This is a genomic window from Actinoplanes lutulentus (assembly GCF_003259845.1).
Classification (GTDB): Bacteria; Actinomycetota; Actinomycetes; order Mycobacteriales; family Micromonosporaceae; genus Actinoplanes; species Actinoplanes lutulentus.
Genome location: NZ_QLMJ01000007.1, coordinates 17,335 through 37,861, shown reverse-complemented (window position 1 = coordinate 37,861; position 20,527 = coordinate 17,335). Strand labels below are relative to the sequence as shown.

The window sequence follows — 20,527 nt, the reverse complement described above, 5'->3', positions numbered from 1 at the left end:
ATGGTGAGATTCCCGCCCCAGCTACGACAGGCACTTGCGGCGTTCGCACTGGCCCAGTTCATCTGCAGCTTCGCCGGCTCGAACATGAACGTGATGATCACCGACATCAGCAGGGACCTGGGCACCACGGTTCAGGGTGTTCAGCTCGCGATCACTCTGTTCCTGCTGGTGATGGCAGCTCTGATGATCCCCGGAGGCAAGCTGACCGACCTGCTCGGCCGCAAGTGGTGCCTCATCCTCGGGCTGATCCTGTTCGGCAGCGGCGCGCTGCTCAGCGCGTTCGCGCAGGGCCTGCCAACGCTGATCATCGGGTACTCGGTGCTGGAAGGCGTCGGCACCGCGCTGCTCATCCCGCCGGTGTACATCCTCACCACGCTGCTCTTCACCGGTGTCGCCGCCCGGGCCCGCGCGTTCGGCCTGATCAGCGCGATGGGTGGGGTGGGCGCGGTGGCCGGTCCGCTGATCGGCGGGCTCGTCGCCTCCGCGATCGACTGGCGGGCGGCGTTCGTCCTGCAGAGCCTCATCTGCCTGCTGATCGTGCTGCTCAGCCGCAAGGCCGTGCGCGACCCGCTGCCGGCTGACCGGTCCCAGCGGTTTGACGTCGGTGGCGCCGTGCTCTCCGCCCTGGGACTGATCCTGATCGTGAACGGCATCCTGCTGGCCGACCAGAACGTTCTCGCGACCATCGGCCTGATCGTGGCCGGTGCGCTCGTGCTGACCTGGTTCTTCCTGTCGGTACGCGCGAAGGAGCGGTCCGGCCGCACCCCGCTGCTCTCCACCCAGCTGTTCCGCAATCGGGTCTCGAATCTGGGCCTGATCACCCAGAACACCCAGTGGCTCATGGTGATGGGCACGTCCTTCGTGGTGTCGACGTACCTGCAGGTGGTGAAGGGTTTCAACGCGATCGAGACCGGCGGGGTCTTCACCGCGACGACGGCCGGTGTGCTGATCGCGTCGCTCGGCGCCGAGCGGATGGCCGAGCGGCGCGCGCAGCGGACACTGATCATGGCGGGTTTCCTGATCACGATCGCCGGCATCATCCTGCTGCTGACGGCCGGCGGAACCGACGGCAACGTGTGGGCGATGCTGCCCGGACTCTTCGTGATCGGCCTCGGCCTGGGCGGCATGCTGACCCCGTCGGTGAACGTCGTGCAGTCCGCTTTCTCCGAGAACCTCCAGGGCGAGATCTCCGGACTGTCCCGCAGCGTCTCCAACCTCGGGTCGTCGCTGGGCGCCGCGCTCACCGGCACGATCCTGGTCGCCGGGGTGGACGGGTCGGCGCCGGGGCGCGCGTACGTCTGGGCCATGGTCTCGGTGGCCGCCGCGGGGTTGATCGGCCTGGTCGCCGCGGCCTTTCTGCCGCGCGTCGGCCCGTCGCGGCCGACGCCGAGCACCTCTCAGACGCCCGAGCCGCGCCGGGCGTAGATCACCTGGTCGCCCGGCGTCCGCTCCTGCTCGCGGGCCAGCAACTCCATGGCCCGCAGGTCGGCGGGCGCCGGGCGCGCCGGGTCCAGCGCGCGGGGCCACAGCCGCGCGTGCCGGACGACCGCGAGCTCGGCGGCCAGCACCAGCAGGTTGCTCAGCAGGTAGAGCAGGGTGAACACCCCGGCCACGGTGGCGAACGCGCCGTAGACCCGGCCGGCCCGGCGTACCAGCTCGGGCAGCACCGACGCGCCGAGACCGAGCAGCGCGGTGACCGCGATCGCGCCGAGCGCGGCGGCCGGCCAGATCCCGTTCAGCGGGGCCCGGCGGGCCAGGAGCAGCCGGGCGAGGAGCAGCAGCACCCCGAACACGACCAGGAACGACCCGAGTGCGGCCGAGGGGAACGACGTGACGGTGAGCGCGCCGGCGACGACCGCACCGGTGAGGATGACGGCGAGACCGGCGAACACCCGCAGGTAACGGGAGATCACCCCGCGCTCCCGGAACGGGACACCGGCGAGGTGGTTGAGCGTCTCGTACGCCGAGAACACCACCCCGGTACCGGAGAAGAGCAGCCCGATCACACCGGCGACCAGCGCACCGGTCGAGCCCGACATCTCCGCGATGCCGGACTCGATGCCGGGCTGCAGCACGGGTGGCACGATCGCGGCCACCAGCTCCTGCCGCAGCTCGGGCCGGCGGGCCAGCACCTGCGTCACGATCGCGACGCCGAGCAGCAGCATCGGGAAGAGGCTGAGGAACCCGTAATAGGTGATCAGCGCGGCTTCGCGAGCGCCCCGGTCGTCGAGGTACTTGCGGATCACCGCCCATCCGAAGCCGAGCGCGGTGTGCTGCCGCTGCAGGTCGTCGAGACGGCGGAGGATCACTTTCCCTGCGCGTCCGCCACCTCGGCGCCGTGCTTGGCCACCGCCCAGATCACCACGGCGGCCAGCACGATCGCGATGCCCGACCAGACCGGGTGCTCGGCGAGGAACAGGAAGTCGAACAGAGCGGCCAGGGCCGCCAGCTGGATCGCCACCATCCGGGCCCAGAGCCGGCCCAGGAACAGCGCCGCACCGGTGATCACGGCGAGGACGCCGACACCCATGTGCAGCCAGCCGAGCGCGGTCAGCGAGATCGGCAGAAGCAGGGCACCGCGGGTGCCGGCCAGCACGTCCGGGTTGAGCAGGGCCAGCGAGCCCATGCAGAGGTGCACGGTGCCGAGCAGGACCAGGGCGATGCCGCCGAACAGAACCCAGGCGACCCATCCGGTGGCGCGGCTCTCCTCGACGTCCATCAGCAGGTCCCGCCGATCGCGTCGCGCAGGGAGCGGGCACTGTCACCGACAGCGGTGATCGCGGTACGCACCACGGCGAACGTGGCGGCGCCCGGGTCGGTACGCGCGGTCTCGACGCTGGCCGAGAGCTGGTCCACGGCGGCACGCAGCTGGTCAGCTTGCGGCTTGAACTGCGCCTGCGCGTCGAGGACCAGCTGGTTGAGCTGGTTGAGAAGCTCGGCGACGTACGGCCGGACGGCGACCAGGCCGTTCTCCGAGACGTTGGCGTTGCGGATCTGGGTCACCGTGTTCTGCACTGTCGCGAAGCTCTCGCACACCGCCGGGGCCTGCGCCTCGCCGCCGGCGCAGCCACCGGCGCCGAGGACAGCGGCTGCCAGGATCGCGGTGAGTAGCCCTGGGTTGCGTGTCATACCGCTGAGGATGCCGCCGCCGGCCTGGCCTTTTCCTCACCCGGGGCGGATGAGGGCGACGATCCCAGCGCCAGCCGCCGCAGCCGCGACCAGTCCAGTTCGGGCGGTGGCGGTGGCACGCCGGGGCGGTGGCGGGGGACGCGTACCCGCAGCGCGCCCGGCCGGATCTCGCAGCGTACCGGCGTCGGCATGGTCACCGCCTCGCCGTCGATGCCGACCGGCACGGCGGGCGCGTCGGCGTCGATCACCACCCGGCCGGTGTTGCGGACGGTGAGCGAGCGCGCCCGGCCCTTGCCGCTGATCAGGCCGGCGGCGTCGGCGGCGCCACGCACTGTTACCGCGAGGACGCCGAGCACCCCGCTGTCGAGCCGGTGGCGGCGGCCCAGCCCGGCGATGTCGTCGGCGGCATAGGGGTTGTTGCTGACCAGCACGGCCTGCGGCCCGGTCACCGTCGTCCCGTCCACAGTCAGCTCCAGCCGCTGATCAGAATCAGCCAGCACACGCGGCAGGAGCTCCAGCGTCGTACCGATCTTGTCGTCCCGATAGGCCGGGCTCCGCACGATCTCCGCATAGGCGCCGAACGATGCGTTGTTCACGAACGTCCGGTCGCCGATCAGGCCCAGGTCGATCGTCAGCTCCACGCCGTCGGTGAGCGCGTCCAGGCAGGCCGCCGGGTTCTCCCTGTCCAGGCCGAGATCGAGCGCGAAGTGGTTGCGCGTGCCCGCCGAGATCACCAGGAACGGCACACCGTGTTCCGCCGCGATCCCGGCCACCAGCGCCTGCGTCCCGTCGCCTCCGGCCACACCGAGCAGATCGGCGCCGTCGCGAATCGCCCGCTGGGCGATTTCGGCCACGTCCACCGCCGGTCCCTCCAGCAGAAAAACCTGCGCGCCGAGCGCGCGAGCCCGCTCGGCCAGGCGGTACCGCTCCACCTTCCCGCCACCCGAGCGCGGATTCATGATCAGGTACGGACGAAGCGGCGCTGCGGTCTCGAAAGAGGACGTCACGCCGTCCCCGGTCGAAGGCACCGCCAACGCCCTCTTCCCGGCTGCCACCGCGGCCGCCCAGAGCAGGCCGAAGACCAGCACCACCCAGATCAGGTTCGCCCGTGCGAAGAGCACCGCGACGACCAGCGGGGCGACCACCACGACCGCCCCGGCCAGCCATCGCAGCAGCCCGCGGTGGGTGAGGAACCACCAGGCGGCGGCGAGCCCGGCGGCCGTGCCGATCGCGGCGGTCAGCACCAGCAGCAGGCTCGCCGCGACACCGGCGACGGTGAGCACGAGCAGCACGGCCGCGGCGGCGCCGAGGAAGCAGAGCCGGGCCAGCCAGCGGTGGGAGCGGGATTCCAGCATGGATTCAGCGTCGCGGCCGCGCCCGGGCCCGGCCTCATTCCGGCGGGATGAGGTGCGGCCCGGCCGTCGCGTTGGATCGTCGACCGTCAACCCTCGCGGACAGGAGGCTCGTCGTGGCGACAGGCACCAGGTTGCGGCACCCCGCTGAAATCCCCTTCTACGTCTTCATGGTGATCCTGAACCTGATCATCATCTGGCTGATCGTGCAGGCCGCCATCACGCTGCCGTTCCTGCCGGAGCGGTTCCAGGAAGGCGCCTGGGCCACCACGGTGCGCAGTGCTCTGATCGGCCTGCTGCTGCTCGTACCCGGGCTGGTCATCATCCGGGAGACGCAGCGCGCCTCGATCCGCGGCACCGCGGTCGAGCTCTCCTCGCGCCAGTACGGCGACCTGTACCGCACCGCCGACGATTTCGCGCACCGGCTCGGGCTGCCCCGGCGGCCCACCATCTACCTGGGCAACGGCAACGGGGCGCTGAACGCGTTCGCGGCGCAGGCCACCGGACACGATTACGTGGTGCTCTCCAACGAACTGTTCGTGAACCTGTACCAGAACAACCGGGAAGGGCTGCGGTTCATCCTCGGCCACGAGATGGGTCACGTGAAACTGCACCACGTGGCGCTCTGGTACCAGCTGTCGGTCGCGTACTCGGAGCGGATCCCGCTGCTCGGCCCGGCGCTGTCCCGGCTGCGCGAGTACTCCTGCGACCGGCACGGCGCGCACCTCTGCCCGTCCGGCGCGACCGGCCTGGTCATCCTCGCCTCCGGCCGGCACACCGAGCACACCACCGACGTCGAGGAGCTGGTACGCCAGGGCCAGGCACTGCACGGCTTCTGGGTGGAGCTGGCCCAGCTGCCGCAGTCGCACCCGTTCACGGTCCGCCGCCTGGAACGGCTGTTCCGGCTGGGCCTGCTGCACGCCCGGGTCCGCGGCGAGGCCGAGTCCGGCACGACGGTCTGATCGCCCTCACCCCTGTGGGGTGACGTGCGCCGGCACGATCCGGAACACCCTGTGACCACCGGCTAGACGAGGAGTTGCGCATGGGGCACAAGGCTGAGCGAGGGTTACGTCCCTGGCAGGTCGAATTGCTGAAGCTTCAGGCACACCTCGAGGCGGAGAAGCTTCGCATGATCGTCCTGTTCGAGGGGCGGGACGCGGCCGGCAAGGGCGGCGCCATCCGCAGGGTCACCCGGTTCATGAACGAGAAGCACTACCGGGTCGTCGCGCTCGGGCGGCCGACCGAGGAACAGCGCTCGCAGTGGTACTTCCAGCGGTACGTGGCGCAGTTCCCGGCCGGCGGCGAGATGGTCCTGTTCGACCGGAGCTGGTACAACCGCGCGATGGTCGAGCGGGTCTTCGGCTTCTGCAGCGCCAAGGAGTACCGCGACTTCCTGCGCGGCGTCACCGGCTTCGAGAAGGATCTGGTCCGGCAGGGCACGATCCTGGTGAAGCTCTACTTCAGCGTCACCCGTGAGGAGCAGGCCGGCCGCTTCGAGCGCCGCCGCACCGACCCGCTGCGGCAGTGGAAGCTCAGCGAGATCGACATGCAGGCGCAGGACCGCTGGGACGACTTCACGATCCACAAGTACGAGATGCTCCAGCGCACCAGCACCATCGCGGCGCCGTGGCTGATCGTCCGCTCCAACGACAAGGAGCGCGCTCGGCTCAACACCATGAAGGTCATTCTCAACGCCGCCGACTACAAGGGACGCGACCGAACCCTCGACTTCGCGCCGGACCCGGAGATCGTGGTCGCCGGGGAGCGGGAGATCGCCCTGATGGAAGCCGAGCGCAGAAACAGCGGCAGGTTCACCGGATGAGCGTAAGGCGGAGGGAGGGGCAGCTCATGCCCGACGCGACATATCAGGTACGGGTCTCGGGGGTGATCCCCGCCGAGGTACTAGCGGAGTTACAGGACCTCACCGTGAGCGTGGAGCCGCCGGAGACGATCCTGCACGGCTCGTTGCCCGATCAGTCGGCCGTGGTCGGCCTGATCTCCCGGATCCACGGGCTGGGGCTGCGGCTCATCGAGGTCCGCCGGCTGCCGGCGGACGACGATCCGGACGCGCCGCCGGGCATGCTGCGTTGAGAGCCCCTCCGGCCCGCGGAGGCTACGGCGCCGCGCTCGTGATGATCCTGGTGACGTACGTCCTGGCGCTCTCCGCGGAGAACCGCTGGATGGTGACGCTGCTGCTGTTCGCGCAGACCCTCACGGTCTGGCAGGTGCTCCGGATCGCCGGCGCGCGTCGGGGCTTCCGGATCGCCGCGGCGCTGGTGTTCCTGCTCGCGCTGATCGCGGCGGGGCTCAATCTGCTCGCCCATGCGTCGCCGCTGGTCGGCTGGACGTTCTCGGCGGCCAGCGCGCTGTACCTGCTCGCGCCGGTCCCGATCGTCCGGCACCTCGGCCGTCGCGAGCGGGTTGACCGGCAGACGCTGCTCGGCGCCCTCGCCGCGTACCTGCTGATCGGGATGTCGTTCGGGTTCGCGTACGAGTGCCTGGCCGTCCTGCAGCCCGGCCCGCTCTTCGGCTCGGAGGGCGACCCCGGGCTCGCCGACGCGCTCTTCTTCAGCTTCGTCACGATGACCACCACCGGGTACGGCGACTTCGTCCCGGACGGCAACCCGGCACAGAGCCTCGCCGTGCTGGAGGCCCTCGTCGGCCAGCTCTTCCTGGTCACCGCGGTGGCGAAGGTGGTGGACAACTGGCGGCCCGGTGCATGGAGCGAACCGGGGCGTGAGTCATAGGAAAACGGATCTCCAGTAGGGAGCAGGTGCATGTCGACAACAGACACCCGAACGTACGCCGAGACCGAACCCGCCGTCTGGCCAGGCACGATCATCAACACACCGGCCGTGCACGGGCGCGAGGTGCGGTGATGGACAACTCGCGTTCCTGGCACTGGGCCCGGCTCGTGCTCGGCGTGTTCGCCGTCGGCCTGGGCATCCTCGCGTTCTCCTGGCCGGAGGCGACACTGCGTGTCGTCGGATTCCTGTTCGGCCTCAACCTGCTGCTGATGGGTGTGACCCGGATGCTGCTCCTGCTCTTCTACGCGCCGAACCACCCGGTGACCTACCGGGTGCTCGGCATCCTGCTCAGCCTGCTGGTCGCCATCGTCGGCCTGCTCTGCCTGCGCAACATCGTCGCCTCGCTGGCCTTGATGCTGGTCCTGGTCGCGATCGGCTGGATGCTGGACGGGCTCGCCGAGATCTTCGTGTCGCTCGGATCCGGTCGCGAAGGTGGTGGATGGCGGATCGGCCTGGGCATCGTCGCGGTGCTCGCCGGCATCGCGATCCTGGTCTGGCCGAACATCGGTCTCTCCGCGTTCCTGTTCATCGGCGCGACGTCGGTCATCTTCGTGGGCCTGCTCCTGGTGATCAGCGCCATCTCGGGGCTGCGCACCGCGCGTACGGTAACCGCCTGAGCCACAGCGAAAGCGGGTCCGGCGCCCCCACGCCGGACCCGCTTTCGTGTGCCCGTCCTCCTATCCGCGATAACGCTGGAGGAACCGGGCCTCGGCGAGCGCCAGACGGGCGATCTCGCCGGGATCAACGCTCTCGTTGGGTGCGTGGATCAGGGCCTGCGGCTCCTCGACACCCATCAGGATGATCTCCGCGTCCGGGTAGGTGCCGGCAAACACGTTGCAGAGCGGAATCGAGCCGCCCTGTCCGAGACTGGTCATCTCCTGCCCGAACGCTTCGAGCATCGCCGCGGAGAGCGCCCGGTACGCCGGGCCCCCGGTACGCGCCTCGAACGGCTGCCCGTGCGCCTCCGGTTCGACGGTCACCCGCACACCCCAGGGCGCCGCCGCGTGCAGGTGCGCGATCAGCGCGTCCTGCGCCTTCACCGCGTCCGTGCCCGGCGGCACCCGCAGGTTGAGCCGGGCCCGGGCGTGCGGCTGGATCGCCGCCGCCGAGCCGACCACCGGCGGGCAGTCGATGCCGAGCACGGTGACGGCCGGCCGGGCCCAGACCATGTCCGAGACCGTGCCGTCACCGAGCAGCCCGGCCCCGCCGACCAGGCCGATGTCGGAGCGGAACTGATCGGGTGGGTACGGCGCGCCGTGCCAGGTCTGGTCGTTCGCCAGCCCGGCGATCGTGGTGTTGCCGGCCGCGTCGCGCAGGGTCGAGAGGATCTGGATCAGCGCGGCCAGCGCGTCCGGCGCGGCGCCGCCGAACATGCCGGAGTGCAGCTCGCCGGCGAGCGCCTCGACCGTCACCACCACGTTGACCAGCCCGCGCAGCGTGACCGTCGCGGCCGGTACGCCGACCGCGGCGTTACCGGTGTCGCAGACCAGGATGGCGTCGGCGCGCAGCAGGTCCGGGTGGTGCTCGACGAAGTCCTCGAGCCCTCCGGTGCCCTGCTCCTCCGAGCCTTCCACGATCAGCTTGAGGTTGACCGGCACGTCGTCGCCGAGCGCCCGCAGCGCGGTCAGATGCATGACGATGTTGCCCTTGCAGTCCGCGGCGCCCCGGCCGTACCAGCGGCCGTTCACCTCGGTCAGCTCGAACGGCGGGGTTCGCCAGGCCTTCTCGTCGAGCGGTGGCTGTACGTCGTAGTGGGCGTAGAGCAGCACGGTCGGCGCGTCCGGCCCGGCGGTCAGTCGCTCGCCGTAGACCGCGTTGCTGCCGTCGGCGGTGGGCCGCAGCGACAAGCCGGTGAAACCGACCTGAGCGAAGCGGTCCACCACCCAGTTCGCGGCCTTGCCGCACTCCTCGGGCGGGTACTGCCGCGGGTCGGCGACCGACGGGATGGCGACCAGCTCACCCAGGTCGGTGCGGGCCTGGCCCATCAGGGCGTCGATACGGTCGGACAGGCTCATCACGCCACCTCCGCGAGCTTGAGGTCGTCGACCACCTGCTGGAAACGATCGAGGTACTGCGGGCAGTAGACCTCGACGATCAGGAGCTGGCCCTTGACCACCTTGTTGTCGGCGATCACCGGGCGCTGGCCGGGACCGCCGGCCCCGTTGGTGAGCTGGCCGTAGAGCACGCCCCGGCGCAGCGCGCTGCCCGGGTCGAAGCAGACCGCGCCGCCGTCGTCGCCGAGGGTCCGGACGATCTGGTCGGTGGTCGGCGTACGCATCCCGGCCGTGGACAGCGCGGTCTGCAGCTGTTCGGCCTTGGCGGTGGCGTCCCGGCTCTCCTCGGCGGCGTGCCAGCTGAACACCGCGATGCCGCCGAGCAGCAGGACGAGCAGCCCCGCGCAGACGTAGAGAACGGTGTGGTTCTTCATGCCGTGACCTCCTCGGCGGGCTCGGTCCGCCAGGACGGCTTGCGCAGGCGGAGGAAGAGGTACGGGACGAGCAGGCCCAGCCCGAGGGCACCGCCCGCGACGACGGTCAGGTAGATGCCGACGCTGCCGGATCCGAACTGGGACGGCGGGACGAAGCCGATGAGCAGGGCGGCGAGCGAAGCGGCGAATCCGACGCCGCAGAGCCCGGTGAGCATCGGGGCGCGGTAACCACGCGGGTGGTCGGGGTGCTTGCGGCGCAGCCGGACAGCGGCCACGAACATCAGCAGGTACATGATCAGGTAGACCTGCGTGGTGATCACCGAGAAGATCCAGTACGCGCTGGAGACGTCCGGGATGAACGCGTACGCCAAGGCGATGAGCGTGGTCACCAGACCCTGGACGACCAGGATGTTCTGCTGCACGCCGTGCTTGTTGAGCCGCTGCAGGAACGGCGGCAGGTAACCCTCCTGGCGCGAGATCAGCAGCAGGCCCCGGGACGGGCCGGCCAGCCAGGTGAGCATGCCGCCGAGCGAGGCGGCGACCAGCATCACGCCGAGGATCGGGGTGAGCCACTGCGATCCGAACGCGGCGAACACCGCGTCGAACGCCTGCATCACGCCGGCGGTCAGCGACAGCTGCTCGGCCGGGACGATCCAGCTGATCGCCAGGGCGGGCAGGATGAAGATCAGCAGCACCAGTCCCATCGAGAGGAACATGGCGCGGGGGAACTCCCGGCCCGGGTTCTTCAGGGAGCTCACGTGCACGGCGTTCATCTCCATGCCGGAGTACGACAGGAAGTTGTTGACGATCAACACGAGGCTGGACAGGCCCGCCCAGGCCGGCAGCAGATTGCTCGCGGTCATCGGCGCGGCCGACTCGTTGCCCTGGCCGAGGAACGCGACACCGAGGATCACCAGCAGGGCTCCCGGGATCAGCGTGCCGATGATCAGGCCGCCGCTGGCCAGCCCGGCGACGCCGCTGGTACCGCGGGACGACACCCAGACGCCGGTCCAGTAACAGACCATGATCACGATGGCGGTCCAGACCCCGCTGGAGGCCAGCTCCGGGTTGATGACGTACGCCAGGGTGCTCGCCACGAAGCCGAGCAGGCTCGGGTAATAGAAGATCGTCATGGCGAACTGGCACCAGACCGCGAAGAAGCCCGCGGGCTTGGAGATGCCCTCGCTCACCCACTTGAAGACGCCGCCCTCCCAGCCGGAGGCCAGCTCCGCCGAGACCAGAGCGGTCGGCAGGAGGAAGACCAGGGCCGGTACGACGTACAGGAAGATGCTGGCCAGCCCGTAGACCGCCATGGTCGGCGACGGTCGGAGGCTGGCCACCGAGCTCGTGGTCATCAGCGCCAGCGCCACCCACGAGATGTACGCCACCGCCTTGGTGGACTTGGGTTTGTCCGCCGCTCGCGCCGGCTTCTCAGCCGATCGCTTCGCGGGCACGTCCATTGCGCTCACGCTGCCTCCGTTCACACGGTTCGAGATCGAGTCCCGGCCGCATCATCAGCGCTGCGAAATGCCGTCCGCCTCATCCTCGGCGGGCGGTTCGACTCGGTGAAGCGTCCGCCGAACCAGGCGCCGAACACGGCGAGGGCCAGCCCGGCGACCTCGACCACGAGCAGACCCGGATCGGCGAGACGGTCCTGGCCGCGTACCCGTGTCAGGGTCAGCACCGCGAACAGGATCAGCACGCTGCCGTCGAGCAGCAGGCTCAGGAACGCGACCCGGGCCGCGTCCGGATTCCGGGCGGTGAACGCCTCGAACCCGCCGGCCAGCGCGGCGAACAACCCGCCGGCCAGGCCGGCGACGATGTTCCAGAAGGCGAGGGTGCCGAACAGCTTCGGGCCGCCGAGCAGGCTGGCCAGGTCGAAGATGAGCGCCATCGCGAAGAGTCCGAGCGGGAACATCAGCAACAGCGGCTGGACCGCGTGGCCTCCGAGACGGAGTCGGCTCTGCATGCGGCGGGCCCCCTGCCGTTCGCCGGTGGACCGGACGTCCTCCAGCCTCGGCCGCCGGGGCGATTCGCACCTCACCCCAGACGGGTGATCGAGGGTGCTAAGGGGTGAACCCTCGTTGTGCCGGTCCGGCCGCCGCCGCGCCGACCAGCATGCCGACCGCGAGCGCGACGAGCAGGCTCACCATGTCGGCCAGCCCGGTCACGCCCCGGATCGGGTCGCCGCCGATCCAGCTCTCCAGGCCGCGCAGGCCGTGCGAACCCGGAGTCAGCACGTAGAACGCGCCCAGATAGAGCACGTACGCGGGCGGAACACCGGGCCGGCGCCCGAGCCGCAGCGCCACGACGGTCATCACCACGGCCCCGGCGAACGTACCGAAGGGATCACCGAACGCCCGGGTGGCCACTTCGGTCACGGCCGCGGTGAGCAGGATCAGCCCGAGCGCCCAGGGGAAGTCGCGGGCCGCCATCGAGAACGTCAGCATCACCCCGATCCCGAACAGCACCCAGCCGCCCCAGACCCCGATCGGGCCCAGGTTGCCGGGCACCGGCACGTCGAACAGTTCGCTCTGCGGCACGCGCAGCAGCACCGTGGCGACCAGCGCCCCGAATGCCAGGACCAGGAGCACCGAGACGCTGTAGACGAGCCGGGCCGCGCCGGCGGTGATCCGGTTGGCGGAGAGTTCCAGCGCCGCCGCCGTGATCGCGTCGCCGGGGATGAAGTAGAACAACGCCGGGACGATCAGCTGGATCGGGCCGCCGTCGATCAGCCCGTGCTCGGACATCAGGATCACGACGGTCGAGACCAGCAGGGAGGCGACGAAGGGTGAGAGGAGCACGAGCCGGCGGTGCCCGGCGGAACCCACGACCAGCAGGCCGATCAGCAGACCGGTGAGCGAGGAGACGCCTACCTGCTGCCAGGTGGCCTGCACCGAGATGCCGAAGCCGACGGTGAACGCGACCAGACCGGCGACCTGCGCGGGTCGCCGCCATCGCGGCGGCATGGCCCGGATCTCGACGAGCCGGGCGGCGGCCTCACCGACCGGCAGTCCGCCGTGTATCGCGGCCAGCAGCTCCTTCATCCGGGACACCTCGTCCAGCGGCGGCACACCGGGTTCGCGGGCGTACGAGAGGGTGCGGCCGCCCACGGTGAGCAGCGCGGCGTCGGCCAGGAAGACGGCCTCGACCGGATGGCCGTACCGGGCCGCGACGTCCCGCACGATCGCCTCGCACTCCACGGTGCCCTCGAAGCTGGAGCTCAGCAGCCACTCGGTGAGCGGCCCGAGCAGCCCGAGCAGCTCCTCGCCGCTGGTCGTCGCCCGGGTCATGAGACTTTCCGCATCGCACCGGCCAGTGCCCGATAGACCGGGTGGCCGCAGAGCACGCCGAGCGCGACCGCCAGCATCGAGGCGGTCGCGGCGGTCAGGTCCTCCGAGCCGCGTACCGAGTCCTGGCCGAGGTACTCGGTCATCCCGATCAGGGTGAGAGCGCCCGGCACCAGCAGCCAGAAGCCGGGCAGGAACGAGACCAGCGCCGGTGGGCCGGTGGGCCTTCGCTCCACCAGGTACGCGACCACGGTGAGCACCACCGCGCCGACGAAACCGCTCAGGTAACCGCCGAGGAGCAGGTTGCCCACGTACTGCCCGGTCCAGCCGGCGAGCAGCACCAGGCAGAGCCAGCCGAGCGACCGCGGCGGCCCGGCCAGCATCAGGTAGTTGCCGAGCCCGACCACGAGCGTGCCCACCCACGGCCCCCACCAGCCGATCCCGGCCGGCGCGGCGGCCGGCCCGGCCTCCGGCGGCGGTACGCCCACCGCCTGCGCCGCCCCGATCAGCCCGAACGTCAGCAGCAGCAACTGCATGATCCCGGCGACCAGCCGGCTCGCCCCGGTGACCATCTCGTACGCGGAGAGCTCCACAACCGCCATCGTCAGCATGGCCCCGGGCAGGAACGTGGCGAGCGGGGCGACCATGGCCCGCAGGTCGGCGTCCACCCACCCGGACCTGGCCAGCAGGAACGTGATCGAGGCGACGGTGAACGCGGCGATCACCGGCATCAGCATCTGGAGGCTCTGCCATCGGAGACCGGCCAGTTTGAAGACGCCGACCAGAATCCCGAACAGCCCGGCGATCAGCAGGTCCTCACCGGTCGGCATCAGGATCATGCAGATGCCGACGGTGAGAATGGCGTGGCCGAGCACCCGGATCACCGGGCCGAATCGAGGTGGCATGGCGACCAGCGCCAGGACCTGCCGGGCGCCGTCGCCAGGATCGACATGGCCGCGCTCGGCGGACCGGAGCAACCGGTAGAGCGCGGCGGTCTGGTCCAGTCGCAGACCACCCCCGAGCTGCCGGGTCGGCTCCTGGGTCACCGGCAGGCCCGGTTCCAGCGACACCACCAGGAAGGTGGGGAAGACGCTGATCCGGGCCTGCGGCGAGCCGTACGCGGTCGCCACCCTCAGCAGATGTTCCTGGATCTGGTTCACCGCCTCGCCGGCCGCCGTCAGCGCGCTGCCCAGGTACAGCAGGAACTCGTGCAGCTCCTGGTCCTCAGTGATCGGTTTCGCCATCCGGGCACCTCCGCGTTCGGACGGTAGGTGTTCGAGCAACGTTTGAAATCACCCGGCGCGAAGGATGCTCCGGCTGGGGTCCACGACGACGCTGGATCACATGTCCACGACCGGAACCGACCGCGCGGCGGGACTCGGGGTGCTGCTGGCAGCCTGCGTCTCCGCGCTCGTGGTGAATGCGAACACTTCGGCCGTCACCATCCTTCTACCGGCGATCAGCGAGGACACCGGCGCGTCACTCGACCTGCTTCAGTGGGCGGTGACCGGGTACATGCTGGTCGGTGCGGCGGTGATCGTCACCTCGGGCGCGCTCGGCGACGTCTTCGGCCGGCGCAAGGTGTTCCTCGGCGGTCTCCTGCTCTTCATCGCCTCCTGCGCGCTGATCGCGCTGTCCGACGGCGCGGCCGGCGTCATCGCCGGCCGGATGATCCAGGGCGCGGCCGGCTCCACGATCCTGGCCTGCGGGATGAGCCTGCTCTCGGTGGCCGGGTCCGGTGCGGGACAGATGCGGGCCATCACGTTGTGGGGCGCGGCCTCCGCGATCGGCGCGGCTGCCGGGCCGCTCATCGGAGGCCTGCTGGTCGACGTGGCCGGCTGGCAGGGGCTGTTCTGGATCGACGCGGGGATCGCCGCGGCCTGTGTGCCGCTGACCCTGGCCACCGTCGCGGAGTCCCGCGACCCGGACCGGCCCCGATCGATCGACGTGCTCGGCACCGTCCTGGTGGCGGTCGCCCTGGTGCCGCTGGTGCTGGCGCTCAGCGAGGGCAGCTCGTGGGGCTGGTTCTCCCCGGCGACGCTCGCCTGCCTGGCGATCGCGATCCTCGGCGGCGCCGGTTTCGTGGCCGCCGAGCGGCGTGCGGCCGCTCCGCTGGTCGACCTGCGTCTGCTGCGCAACCGGGTACTGGTCGGCTCGACCCTCGCGATCCTGCTGGTGGCCGGGGTGCTCAACGCGCTGATGTACCTGTTCAGCCTCTACTTCCAGGATCCGGCCACGTTCGGGATGAGCCCGTTCGAAGCGGGCCTGGCCACCCTGCCGGCAGCCGCCGCGATGATCGCGATCACGCCGCTGATCACGCCGTTCGCGGTACGGATCGGCCCGCGTAAAGCGGTCGCGCTCGGCTTCGGGCTGTCCACCGTCGCCGCGGTCGGGCTGATCTTCGTGACCTCCTCGTGGGCCTACCTCGCCTTCGTCCCGTCGATGATCGGTATCGCGATCGGGCTCGGTGTGGCGAACGGGCCGGCCTCGTCGGCGTCCACCTCGTCGGTGTCGGCGGACGAGGTCGGTCAGGCCTCCGGCATCTCCAACATGGCCCGGTACGTGGGCGGGTCACTCGCCGTGGCGGCGGTCGCCACGGTCTCCACCTCGGTCACCGACAGCAGCGGCGCCGCCGGGAAATCCGTCGCCGACGCGCTCGCCGCGGGGCTGGGCGCCGCTGCGATCGTGCTGACCCTCATGTCGGCGGCCGGTGTCGCGCTGCTGGTCCTGATGGGGCGGCACCGCGGTGAGAAGACGACCGCCGTGCACCTGGCGGCGGCCGCGGCCGGCACCAGCCACACCATTCCGACCCGGCCGGCGCCGGTAACGACCCCAGGAGGCGTTGATCGATGAGCTTCACGACCAAGGACTTCACCCGCCGGATGGAACGGGCGCTGTCGCAGGCCGCCGGCGCCGGCCTGACCGGCGTGCTCGTCACTCCCGGACCCGACCTCGTCTACTTCCTCGGGTACCAGCCCACCGCGATCACCGAGCGGATCACCATGCTGGTCCTCGACGCCGACCACGACCCGCACCTGATCGTCCCGGTGCTGGAACGCCCGGACGCCGAGGCCGCGCCCGGCGCCGCCGCGGTGACGATCACCGACTGGGCGGACGGCTCCGATCCGTACGCGGCCACCGCCCGCCTGCTCGACCCGCAGGGCCGTTACGCGCTCTCCGACTCGGCCTGGGCCATGCACCTGCTCGGCCTGCAGGACGCGCTCCGCGAGACCCGGTACACCTCGATCACCGGCTCGCTGCCGATGCTGCGAGCGGTGAAGGACACCGACGAACTGGACCGGCTCGCTGCCGCCGGCGCGGCCGCGGACGCGGCCTACGAACAGATCACGACGGTACGCTTCAGCGGCCGCACCGAGCGTGACGTAGGAACCGAGCTGGCCGGGCTGCTGCGCGAGCACGGACACTCCCAGGTGGACTTCACGGTCGTCGGCTCCGGCCCGAACGGCGCGAACCCGCACCACGAGATGGCCGACCGGGTGATCGCCGAGGGCGACATGGTGGTGCTCGACTTCGGCGGCCTCAAGGACGGGTACGGCTCGGACACCACCCGCACCGTGCACGTCGGCGAGCCGACGGCCGAGGAGCGCGAGGTGTTCGAGCTGGTGAAAGCGGCCCAGCAGGCCGGTTTCGAAGCAGTGCAGCCCGGCGTCGCCTGCCAGGACATCGACCGCGCCGCCCGGCGGGTGATCACCGGCGGTGGCTACGGCGAGTACTTCATCCACCGGACCGGGCACGGGATCGGGCTGACCACGCACGAGCCGCCGTACATGGTCGAGGGGGAGCGGCAGCCGCTGGTGCCGGGGATGTGCTTCTCGATCGAGCCGGGGATCTATCTGCCGGGCCGGTTCGGGGTGCGGATCGAGGACATCGTGACGGTCACCGAGAACGCCGGTCGCCGCCTCAACAACACCAGTCACGACCTGCGAATCGTCGCGTGAGGACGGGCATGGGATCGCGAAGCGGACGGGCGGCGCTCGCCCTGGTGGCGGCGCTGAGCCTGGCGGTGGCCGGATGCGGCGGCACCGAGGACGGCGGCGGGGTGGCACTGCCGACCGCATTGCCCTCGATCGACCTGCCGGAGCGGACGGTGACGCCGGAGGTGACCCGGACGGCCCAGGAGGAACAGACCCAGGAGGAACAGACCGAGGAGCCCGAGGAGACCCGGACGACCGAGACGCAGAAGACGGAGGAGCCCGAGGAGACGACCGAGCCGACCCGGACCCGGAACACGGGCGGTGCCGTGCCCACGGCGACCACGGTGACGCGTACCCAGGAAGCGACCGCGACCGAGACGCCTGCGGCGACCACCGCGGCGCCCGTCGAGGAGACGCAGTCGGCCGCGGCGACCGTGCCGGTCTCCGGAACCGACGATGCCGGCGGATTCTGGCCCTGGCTGCTGCTGTTCCTGCTGATCGGCGGTGTGATCGCGATCGTGGTGATCAACCGCTCGCGGCGGGTGTCGGTGTGGGACGCCGAGGGGGGCGCCCTGGCTGCCGAGACACGCGGTGTGGTCGGGGTGCGGCTGCCGCCGGTGCTGACCATCCGGAGCGCGGCGGAGCGGGGCCTCTACTGGCCGCCGGTCCGTGACGATCTGCGTGACCTCTCCGCACGGTGGGGCCTGTCGGCTCAGGACGCGCCGGACGGCGAGCGGCAGGCGAGCGCGAGTCAGATCGCCGTGCTGCTGCGGGACCTGGTCCCGTCGATCGACGCGGAGAACGAGGCGCTCGCCACCGGCCGGGAATGGCAGGAGCTGAGGCCGCGGGTGAACGCGATCCTGGACCGGCTGAGCGCGATGCTCGACCCGCCTCCACCTCCGCCGCCGCCCCGGCAGGCGCCCACCGAGCCCTATTACGCTTGACCGATATCGATCAGTGTATATGATCTTGTGTCACCTAGCTGACGGTCTTCGGCCTGCTCGGCTGCGAGGATGATGCACTGCGCCATTGGCGTGACGGCCGGGCCCCTCCCCACCGAGAGCCGGTTTTCGCGGTCGCGCCCCGAGTCGATCACGGGGTGAGCCATGAGTACGTCGGACCAACCTGCCATAGCCGAACCACACCTGATCCGCCCGAGACTGCACGGGCTGCTCGACGACGGCGTGCAGCGCGCGGTGACCCTGATCCGGGCCGGTCCGGGCTGGGGGAAGACCACGCTCGCCGCGGCCTGGGCGGCCCGGCGGCCGCAGCCGGTGGCGTGGCTGACGCTTCGCCGGTGGCACTCCACGGTGCCCGGGTTCTGCTCCGGGGTCGCGGCCGCGCTGCAGGCCGCGTTCCCGCCGGCCTCGGTGCCCGGCCGGTTCGGTCACGTCTCCGACGAGAACGGGCTGCGCCGGCTCTGCGGCGGATTCGGCCAGCCGGTGCCGCTGGTCCTCGACGACATGCAGGCCATCGACGGCTCGCCGGCGATGCGGGTGCTCGCCGCGCTGATCCGGCGGCAGCCCGCCGGCCTGCGGTTCGTGCTGCTCAGCCGGACCGAGCCGGACCTGCCGCTGCACGTGCCGCGGTCGGCCGGCGGGCTGTTCCCGCTCAGCGCCGCCGACCTGCGGTTCGACGACCGGGAGTCGGCCGCGCTGGTCACCCTGCTGCGGCCCGGCGCGGTGACCGCGGCCACCGGCGTGGTCACCGGCCCGGCCGAGGGCTGGCCGGTGGGATTGCGCCTCGCTGCCCTCACGCACGGCAGCGACCCGGGGGAGGAGATCGGCGACTACCTGACCCGGGAGGTGATCGGCGGGCAGAGCGCGGCGGTACGCCGGTTCCTGATGCGAACCAGCATCGTGGACGAGGTGCCGCCGGAACTCGCCGACGTCCTCGCCGGCGGCACCGGAAGCCGGCGGGTGCTGACCCTGCTGGAAGGGCGTACCGGCCTGGTGACCGGGTCTCGGTATCACGGCCAGCTGCGCGCCGAACTGCGCCGGATGCTGGACCGGGAGGCACCCGACGAGGTGGCCGGACTGCATCGCCGGGCTGCCCGATGGTATGCCGGCGCCCGGATGATCCCCGAGGCGATGCGGCACGCCGCTGACGGAGGGGACTGGGATTATCTGAGCCGTCTCGTCGTCGTCCTGGGACCACAGCTCAGCCTGTCTCCCCAGCGTGACACGTTCGCCATGATGCTCCGGCGGATCCCTCCGGAGCTGTTGCCCACCACTGCCGAGTTCGTCGTCTGCGCGGTGATGCTCGCGGTGTTCGCCGGCGACATCCGCGCTGTTCCGGCCTTGATCGACCGGGCGCGGAGCCTGCTTGCGGGCCGCCCGCCGGTCGAACGTCAGGCCGTCGGCATCGTGGTGGACCTGATCGAGGTGTGCACCGTCCTGCGCGTGACGGGCGACATGCCCGCCATGGTCGCGGCGGCCGGCCGGATCCTGGATCAGTTGCGCGCCGAGCCGCGGACGCTGCCGATCGCGCCGCACGTGCGCGCCGTCGCGAAGATCAACAAAGGCGTCGCTCTGCTCTGGACCCTCCAGCTCGAGGACGCGCGCCAGCACCTGAGCGCCGGTCTCGCCGAAGCCCGGGATCTCGGCATGCCGATCACCGCGATCACCGCGGAGAGCCACCTGGCGCTGATCGCGTACTTCCGCGGGTCGCTGCGGGAGGCCGAGCGTCGTGCGTGTGAGGCCTACGCGCAGGCCGAGGCGCTCGATGTCACCGGAAGCATCCAGGTCACCGCCGCGTACCTGGCCCTCGCTCTCGTCGAGGTGGAACGGGACCGGCATGTCGAGGCGCAGGTCCTGCTCCGCAACGCGCAGCGCTCGGTGGCCGATCCGCCGGAGGCCACCCTCGCCGTCGTGTCCGTGCTGGTCCGGGCGCATCTCGCGCTGGCGCTCGGCGATGTCGCGGCGGTCGCGGCGGCGCTGCGGCAAGCCCGCGAGGACGCCGGGCCGTCGCTGCGGGCTCCACTGCTCTCCCGGTGGCTGAACGCGGTGCAGTGCGAGATCGACCTGGCGAACGGTGAACCCGCGCGCGTCGTGGAGCGGCTGGGCGAGGTCGCCGGCCCGTCCCCGGCCGAACAGGTCCTCCTCGGCCGGGCTCATCTGGCGCTCGGTCACGGAACGGACGACCTTCACCAGGTTCTGACCGGAAACGATCCGTTCGCAGCGGTCACCGCCGGAATCGCGATCGCGCTGGCGGCGGAGGCCAGGAACGACTCGGCCCGAGGCGAGGCCGTCCGTGGCACGGCGGCCGCGGCACGGGCTGTCGCGCTTGCCGACCAGGAGGGCATCATCCGGCCGTTCCGGGTTCTCGGCGCGGGACATCTGCGGAAACCGGAACCGGACTCGATCCTGGCCGAGCCGCTGACCGAACGCGAGATCGAGGTTCTCCAATTCCTGCCCTCGGTGCTCACCGCCAGCGAGATCGCCGTCGAGCTGGCGGTCTCGGTCAACACGATCAAGGCGCACCTCAGATCGATTTACCGCAAGCTGGGCGCGGCCCGCCGCCGCGAGGCGGTGACCAGGGCAAACAACCTGAATCTGCTGTGACTCCCGCGCGATCCTGCCACGAT

Annotated in this window: 20 protein-coding genes; 10 read left to right on the top strand and 10 right to left on the bottom strand. The window is 71.0% G+C overall.

The features are described from left to right. Positions 1-1,425 (top strand): MFS transporter, encoded by a 1,425-nt coding sequence (locus B0I29_RS17120; protein ID WP_111649999.1) that lies wholly within the window; start codon positions 1-3, stop codon positions 1,423-1,425. On the opposite strand, the gene B0I29_RS17115 is transcribed toward B0I29_RS17120, so the two are convergent. From B0I29_RS17115 to B0I29_RS17100, 4 genes are read right to left on the bottom strand one after another with little or no spacing between them, the layout of a single operon-like run. Further along, positions 1,398-2,309: a YihY/virulence factor BrkB family protein gene (locus tag B0I29_RS17115; protein WP_111649998.1), complete on the bottom strand. Its 912-nt coding sequence runs from the start codon at positions 2,307-2,309 to the stop codon at positions 1,398-1,400. The genes B0I29_RS17120 and B0I29_RS17115 overlap by 28 nt on opposite strands. Continuing rightward, positions 2,306-2,719 carry a DUF7144 family membrane protein gene (locus B0I29_RS17110; RefSeq protein WP_111649997.1) on the bottom strand — a complete coding sequence of 138 codons (414 nt, stop codon included), beginning with the start codon at positions 2,717-2,719 and terminating at the stop codon, positions 2,306-2,308. The genes B0I29_RS17115 and B0I29_RS17110 overlap by 4 nt, the downstream gene beginning before the upstream one ends. Beyond that, positions 2,719-3,129: a hypothetical protein gene (locus B0I29_RS17105; protein WP_111649996.1), complete on the bottom strand. Its 411-nt coding sequence runs from the start codon at positions 3,127-3,129 to the stop codon at positions 2,719-2,721. The genes B0I29_RS17110 and B0I29_RS17105 overlap by 1 nt, the downstream gene beginning before the upstream one ends. Next, positions 3,126-4,484 carry a diacylglycerol/lipid kinase family protein gene (locus tag B0I29_RS17100; protein WP_111649995.1) on the bottom strand — a complete coding sequence of 453 codons (1,359 nt, stop codon included), beginning with the start codon at positions 4,482-4,484 and terminating at the stop codon, positions 3,126-3,128. Before B0I29_RS17100 ends, B0I29_RS17105 begins: the two co-directional genes overlap by 4 nt. A gap of 113 nt (positions 4,485-4,597) precedes the next feature. On the opposite strand from B0I29_RS17100, the gene B0I29_RS17095 reads away from it, so the two are divergent. From B0I29_RS17095 to B0I29_RS17075, 5 genes are all read left to right on the top strand, one after another. Then, positions 4,598-5,443 (top strand): M48 family metallopeptidase, encoded by an 846-nt coding sequence (locus B0I29_RS17095; RefSeq protein WP_245972574.1) that lies wholly within the window; start codon positions 4,598-4,600, stop codon positions 5,441-5,443. 80 nt (positions 5,444-5,523) lie between these two features. Continuing rightward, positions 5,524-6,303: a polyphosphate kinase 2 gene (gene ppk2 / locus B0I29_RS17090; RefSeq protein ID WP_111649993.1), complete on the top strand. Its 780-nt coding sequence runs from the start codon at positions 5,524-5,526 to the stop codon at positions 6,301-6,303. Positions 6,304-6,329: 26 nt separating this feature from the next. Then, entirely contained in the window at positions 6,330-6,572 is a 243-nt protein-coding gene (locus B0I29_RS17085; RefSeq protein ID WP_111649992.1) for a hypothetical protein, read from the top strand. Continuing rightward, entirely contained in the window at positions 6,569-7,228 is a 660-nt protein-coding gene (locus B0I29_RS17080) for a potassium channel family protein (protein WP_111649991.1), read from the top strand. Before B0I29_RS17085 ends, B0I29_RS17080 begins: the two co-directional genes overlap by 4 nt. A gap of 131 nt (positions 7,229-7,359) precedes the next feature. Then, positions 7,360-7,905 carry an HdeD family acid-resistance protein gene (locus B0I29_RS17075; protein WP_111649990.1) on the top strand — a complete coding sequence of 182 codons (546 nt, stop codon included), beginning with the start codon at positions 7,360-7,362 and terminating at the stop codon, positions 7,903-7,905. Between the two features lie 60 nt (positions 7,906-7,965). Here B0I29_RS17075 and B0I29_RS17070 read toward each other — a convergent pair whose 3' ends face one another. The 6 genes from B0I29_RS17070 to B0I29_RS17045 form a co-directional block, all read right to left on the bottom strand. Next, complete coding sequence (locus tag B0I29_RS17070) at positions 7,966-9,303, bottom strand: dipeptidase (protein ID WP_111649989.1); 1,338 nt, start codon at positions 9,301-9,303, stop codon at positions 7,966-7,968. Next, positions 9,303-9,716, bottom strand: coding sequence for a hypothetical protein (locus B0I29_RS17065; RefSeq protein WP_111649988.1), 414 nt, complete (start codon positions 9,714-9,716; stop codon positions 9,303-9,305). The genes B0I29_RS17070 and B0I29_RS17065 overlap by 1 nt, the downstream gene beginning before the upstream one ends. Next, complete coding sequence (gene gadC / locus B0I29_RS17060; RefSeq protein WP_181557856.1) at positions 9,713-11,176, bottom strand: glutamate/gamma-aminobutyrate antiporter GadC; 1,464 nt, start codon at positions 11,174-11,176, stop codon at positions 9,713-9,715. The genes B0I29_RS17065 and gadC overlap by 4 nt, the downstream gene beginning before the upstream one ends. Before the next feature lie 20 nt (positions 11,177-11,196). Beyond that, the gene (locus B0I29_RS17055; protein ID WP_245972573.1) at positions 11,197-11,685 is read right to left on the bottom strand and encodes a DUF2231 domain-containing protein; all 489 of its coding nucleotides are present in this window, start codon (positions 11,683-11,685) and stop codon (positions 11,197-11,199) included. A gap of 97 nt (positions 11,686-11,782) precedes the next feature. Continuing rightward, entirely contained in the window at positions 11,783-13,009 is a 1,227-nt protein-coding gene (locus B0I29_RS17050; RefSeq protein WP_111649987.1) for a threonine/serine exporter family protein, read from the bottom strand. Then, positions 13,006-14,250, bottom strand: coding sequence for a threonine/serine exporter family protein (locus tag B0I29_RS17045; RefSeq protein ID WP_111649986.1), 1,245 nt, complete (start codon positions 14,248-14,250; stop codon positions 13,006-13,008). The genes B0I29_RS17050 and B0I29_RS17045 overlap by 4 nt, the downstream gene beginning before the upstream one ends. 100 nt (positions 14,251-14,350) lie before the next feature. On the opposite strand from B0I29_RS17045, the gene B0I29_RS17040 reads away from it, so the two are divergent. The 4 genes from B0I29_RS17040 (at position 14,351) to B0I29_RS17025 (ending at position 20,504) form a co-directional block, all read left to right on the top strand. After that, positions 14,351-15,859 carry an MFS transporter gene (locus B0I29_RS17040; protein WP_245972572.1) on the top strand — a complete coding sequence of 503 codons (1,509 nt, stop codon included), beginning with the start codon at positions 14,351-14,353 and terminating at the stop codon, positions 15,857-15,859. Then, entirely contained in the window at positions 15,856-16,965 is a 1,110-nt protein-coding gene (locus tag B0I29_RS17035) for an aminopeptidase P family protein (RefSeq protein ID WP_111649984.1), read from the top strand. The genes B0I29_RS17040 and B0I29_RS17035 overlap by 4 nt, the downstream gene beginning before the upstream one ends. Before the next feature lie 8 nt (positions 16,966-16,973). Continuing rightward, positions 16,974-17,885 (top strand): hypothetical protein, encoded by a 912-nt coding sequence (locus tag B0I29_RS17030; RefSeq protein WP_111649983.1) that lies wholly within the window; start codon positions 16,974-16,976, stop codon positions 17,883-17,885. Positions 17,886-18,047: 162 nt separating this feature from the next. Then, positions 18,048-20,504, top strand: a complete 2,457-nt coding sequence (locus B0I29_RS17025; protein WP_111649982.1) for a LuxR C-terminal-related transcriptional regulator — start codon at positions 18,048-18,050, stop codon at positions 20,502-20,504. The last annotated feature ends 23 nt before the right edge of the window (positions 20,505-20,527 follow it).

Bases quoted from the DNA above. Each gene is read 5' to 3' on its own strand.
- B0I29_RS17055 (WP_245972573.1), bottom strand. From the start codon at position 11,685: ATGCAGAGCCGACTCCGTCTCGGAGGCCACGCGGTCCAGCCGCTGTTG.
- B0I29_RS17070 (WP_111649989.1), bottom strand. From the start codon at position 9,303: ATGAGCCTGTCCGACCGTATCGACGCCCTGATGGGCCAGGCCCGCACC.
- B0I29_RS17030 (WP_111649983.1), top strand. From the start codon at position 16,974: ATGGGATCGCGAAGCGGACGGGCGGCGCTCGCCCTGGTGGCGGCGCTG.
- B0I29_RS17025 (WP_111649982.1), top strand. From the start codon at position 18,048: ATGAGTACGTCGGACCAACCTGCCATAGCCGAACCACACCTGATCCGC.
- B0I29_RS17075 (WP_111649990.1), top strand. From the start codon at position 7,360: ATGGACAACTCGCGTTCCTGGCACTGGGCCCGGCTCGTGCTCGGCGTG.
- B0I29_RS17040 (WP_245972572.1), top strand. From the start codon at position 14,351: ATGTCCACGACCGGAACCGACCGCGCGGCGGGACTCGGGGTGCTGCTG.
- B0I29_RS17120 (WP_111649999.1), top strand. From the start codon at position 1: ATGGTGAGATTCCCGCCCCAGCTACGACAGGCACTTGCGGCGTTCGCA.
- B0I29_RS17110 (WP_111649997.1), bottom strand. From the start codon at position 2,719: ATGGACGTCGAGGAGAGCCGCGCCACCGGATGGGTCGCCTGGGTTCTG.
- B0I29_RS17100 (WP_111649995.1), bottom strand. From the start codon at position 4,484: ATGCTGGAATCCCGCTCCCACCGCTGGCTGGCCCGGCTCTGCTTCCTC.
- B0I29_RS17105 (WP_111649996.1), bottom strand. From the start codon at position 3,129: ATGACACGCAACCCAGGGCTACTCACCGCGATCCTGGCAGCCGCTGTC.
- gadC (WP_181557856.1), bottom strand. From the start codon at position 11,176: ATGGACGTGCCCGCGAAGCGATCGGCTGAGAAGCCGGCGCGAGCGGCG.
- B0I29_RS17065 (WP_111649988.1), bottom strand. From the start codon at position 9,716: ATGAAGAACCACACCGTTCTCTACGTCTGCGCGGGGCTGCTCGTCCTG.
- B0I29_RS17045 (WP_111649986.1), bottom strand. From the start codon at position 14,250: ATGGCGAAACCGATCACTGAGGACCAGGAGCTGCACGAGTTCCTGCTG.
- ppk2 (WP_111649993.1), top strand. From the start codon at position 5,524: ATGGGGCACAAGGCTGAGCGAGGGTTACGTCCCTGGCAGGTCGAATTG.
- B0I29_RS17035 (WP_111649984.1), top strand. From the start codon at position 15,856: ATGAGCTTCACGACCAAGGACTTCACCCGCCGGATGGAACGGGCGCTG.
- B0I29_RS17050 (WP_111649987.1), bottom strand. From the start codon at position 13,009: ATGACCCGGGCGACGACCAGCGGCGAGGAGCTGCTCGGGCTGCTCGGG.
- B0I29_RS17085 (WP_111649992.1), top strand. From the start codon at position 6,330: ATGCCCGACGCGACATATCAGGTACGGGTCTCGGGGGTGATCCCCGCC.